The organism is Candidatus Cloacimonadota bacterium, assembly GCA_011372345.1.
Classification (GTDB): Bacteria; Cloacimonadota; Cloacimonadia; order Cloacimonadales; family TCS61; genus DRTC01.
Map to the genome: position 1 here is coordinate 1 of DRTC01000290.1, position 3,455 is coordinate 3,455.

At 35.8% G+C, this 3,455-nt stretch carries 3 protein-coding genes and 1 tRNA gene; 3 read left to right on the forward strand and 1 reads right to left on the reverse strand.

The window, feature by feature from the left end; translation table 11 throughout:
- The first annotated feature begins 308 nt into the window (after positions 1-308).
- Positions 309-725, forward strand: a complete 417-nt coding sequence (locus ENL20_05690; protein HHE38048.1) for a hypothetical protein — start codon at positions 309-311, stop codon at positions 723-725.
- Between the two features lie 134 nt (positions 726-859).
- Positions 860-2,470, forward strand: a complete 1,611-nt coding sequence (locus ENL20_05695; GenBank protein ID HHE38049.1) for a hypothetical protein — start codon at positions 860-862, stop codon at positions 2,468-2,470.
- Positions 2,471-2,587: 117 nt separating this feature from the next.
- Here the strand turns inward: ENL20_05695 and ENL20_05700 are convergent.
- Positions 2,588-2,664 (reverse strand) — tRNA-Asp (locus ENL20_05700).
- Positions 2,665-2,833: 169 nt separating this feature from the next.
- Here ENL20_05700 and rsmA point away from each other — a divergent pair.
- Positions 2,834-3,455: ribosomal RNA small subunit methyltransferase A (gene rsmA, locus ENL20_05705; protein ID HHE38050.1), on the forward strand; the 622-nt coding region annotated here is incomplete at its 3' end.

Genomic DNA, 3,455 nt, shown 5'->3' on the forward strand with positions numbered 1-3,455 from the left:
GAAATGTAAAACAAACATTCATGTTTGTTTATTGTTTCAGTTAATCAAAAATCGCATTTATATAAAACAGCACTTGATACATATCATCAGATTTGAATCTGATCATTTATTCTTGTTTAAGTTCAGAACTCCTGACCTCAAAAAACGGAAAAAATTGTAATTTTTTATTTTCAAAGGATTTACATCTTCTTGCTCCTTTTATTTCTTGCCAATAAAAGGATTTTAAAAAGAACCTGTTTTCAGAAATATTTAAGAGGAAGGTGATTATTCCGCAGATGCTTTTGCCCTTTTTTCCGTAAGAAATAACTTTGATCAACGAGTTTGTTATTTTTGTCAAAAAGGGAAATTATGTCTATTATTTTAACGGTCAAATGCCGATTTACCATCATTCATCAGACGATTATCAATCCTTTAAAATGTTTGTCAGTCAGCTTTATCTTTGCGGGAATTCTAGTCAATCAGATATTGTTCGTGCTTTTGGGATCAGCAGTTCAGGTTTAAAACGTTGGGTGAAAAAATATCAGGAAAAAGGAGCCGGTGGTTTCTTTCACAAAAGCAGGTCTCGTTCCTCACCGGTATTAACTCCTGATCGTTTAAATGAGATTCAGGAGTTACTCGATGCAGGTGAAGATGTAGAACACATTTCAGAAAAAACCGGAGTAAAAAAGAATACAATTCAAAAAGCTATCTATCAGAACCGGTTATATAAAGTAAAAAAACGATAAAGGAACATTTCGAGAGCAAAAGTGACCGTATTTTAATCGACAATAAATCGGGGATGGGTCGTGCCTGCACTCGTTCTTTCGATAGAGTATTAGCGTCACAAGGTCTTCTCGTAGAAGCGAAGAGTCGTTTTCAAATGCTGAAAGATGTGTCGTTTGGCGGAGTTCTTTTGGCGTTACCTGCTCTTCTGGAAAACGGACTTTTGCGTCATTTGAAACAATATTTTCAATTCACTAAAGGTTTTTATGGAATCCGCCATTTGTTTCTGACGATTGCGTTTATGGCTTTACTCCGTCTGAAATCACCGGAAAATCTGCGAAATACAGCACCTGGTGAATTAGGAAAATTAATCGGTCTCGATCGAGTTCCTGAAGTAAAAACACTGCGTCGAAAGTTGAAATATCTGTCATCTCAAAATCAGGCATCGGAATGGGGTTCGGAGTTATCCAAAGATTGGATGGAAGCGTCTCCCGAAACAGCCGGAACTTTATACATCGATGGTCATATCAAACCTTATTATGGAAAACTGACCAAACTTCCGCGTCGCTATTTATCGAGACAAAGATTATGTTTAAGCGGAATGTCGGATTTTTGGGTGAACGATCTTCTCGGTCTTCCATTTTTCGTTGTTAGAAAAGCAGAAAATGCCGGTTTGCTTGCCGCTCTAAAGAATGATATTATTCCTCGATTATTGGAGGATGTTCCCAACCAGCCAAGTGTGGAAGAATTCAAGACTGACCGCTATCTATCACGATTTATGCTGGTTTTCGACCGTGAAGGATACAGCCCGGTGTTCTTCCAAAAAATGTGGAAAAAGCGAATCGCTTGTTGTTCATATCGTAAATATGTCAAAGATAAGTGGGATTTAGATGAATTCCGGAAAGTAAATGTGAAATTGAGTAATGGTGAAATCGAAGAGATGTTTCTTGCTGAACGCGGTACATTTTTAAGTAGTAAAATTTGGGTTAGAGAAATCCGTAAATTGACTAAATCCGATCATCAAACCTCTATCATAACGACCGATTTTTTATCCGAAACAGGAACTCTCGCAATGAAAATGTTTAGTCGATGGTGTCAGGAAAACTTCTTTAAATATATGATGGAGCATTATGGAATAGATAGACTTATCGAATATGAAACCGAAGAGTTAGATGACACCATAATGGTTGTTAATCCCGAATATCGAAAAATAGCGAATCAGATAAAAAGCATTGCCGGAAAATTATGCAGAAGGAGAGCAAAATTCTATGAAATGAAGATCGATTTTTCAATGCCGGAAATGAAACGACTGGAAATCGAGAAGGAAAGAGCTGAATTATTAGAAGAGATTGAATTATTTGAAAATGATCTTATCGAATTGAAGGTTCAGCGTAAAGCGACAAAACGGCATATCAGGATTGAAAATTTGCCGGAATCGGAGAAATTCAAAAGTCTGGCAAAAGAGAAAAAACTTATCGTTGATACGGTAAAGATGATTGCTTACAGAGCGGAAACAGCGATGGTTGGAATAATCCGGCAATATATGTCACGAAAGGATGATGCTCGTGCTCTATTGAGACAGGTTTTTAAAACGGAAGTCGATATTAAACCGGACAATGAAAATAAAATCCTTGAGATTTCATTGCATAATTTAACAAACGAATCTTCTGATAAAATTATCCGAAAACTTTGCCAAGAAATCAACAATACCGAGACTATATTTCCAGGCACAAATTTACGGTTGGTTACGAAATTGGTGTCATCGTAAAATCTTTGAGGTCAGGGGGTCTGAATATAATATTTGTCTTTTGATTCTGAATACATGATGTATGTATAAAACATCAAACCTCAAAAAAAAAACCGATTCTCTCGAATCGGCTTAAAATGGCGGGAGCGACGGGACTCGAACTCGTGACCTTCTGCGTGACAGGCAGACGTTCTAACCAACTGAACTACGCCCCCGTTTATCTTTAGTAAACAAGTAGAAGCACTTTTTTAAATGCCGATTTTTGTGTCAAAGATTTTTTAAGTTTTTTTGGGAAAAGCGAGTAAAGTACAAAAATCAAAGATTTTACCTTTACAATTAACCTGATAAATTCTAAATGGAAAAAGTTCAAAAATAAAAAAAAGAATGTTAAAAGGTGTATTATCTTTCATGGACAAACCAAAAAAATCTCTCGGACAACATTTCCTGACAGATAAAAACATCGTCAGGAAAATTGTTAATGTTGCGGATATTCAAGCAGAAGATTTTGTCTGGGAAGTCGGTCCGGGAAAAGGAATTTTAACGGAAGAACTTTTACAGACAGGCTGCGATCTAACTGCTTTCGAGATCGATGAAAAACTGTATCCGATCCTTGAAGATAAATTTTCCAATAAATTAAATTTAATTAAAAAAGATATTCTGAAAGCAGATTGGGAAGATTTTTTTCCAAACGAAAAAATAAAAATCGTAGCAAATCTTCCGTATCAGATAACTTCACCATTTCTGTTTAAAGTAGTCTCTTTTGCAGAGAAATTCTCACAGATCGTGATCATGATCCAGAAAGAAGTTGCTCAAAGAATCAATGCAAAAATCGGGATCAAAGATTATGGAATTTTAACCTTGAAAATGCAATTCTATTTTGATGTTTCGTATGAATTCACTGTCAAACCGCATCTTTTTTATCCCAAACCGAAAGTGGATTCAGCAGTAATAAAATTAATTCCGACAAAAGATAAACCTAAAATCGATGATGAAAAATTTTTCTGGC

What these genes read in the sequence shown, in the direction of transcription:
- ENL20_05695 (HHE38049.1), top strand. Translation starts at nt 860, where the DNA reads ATGCTGAAAGATGTGTCGTTTGGCGGAGTTCTTTTGGCGTTACCTGCT.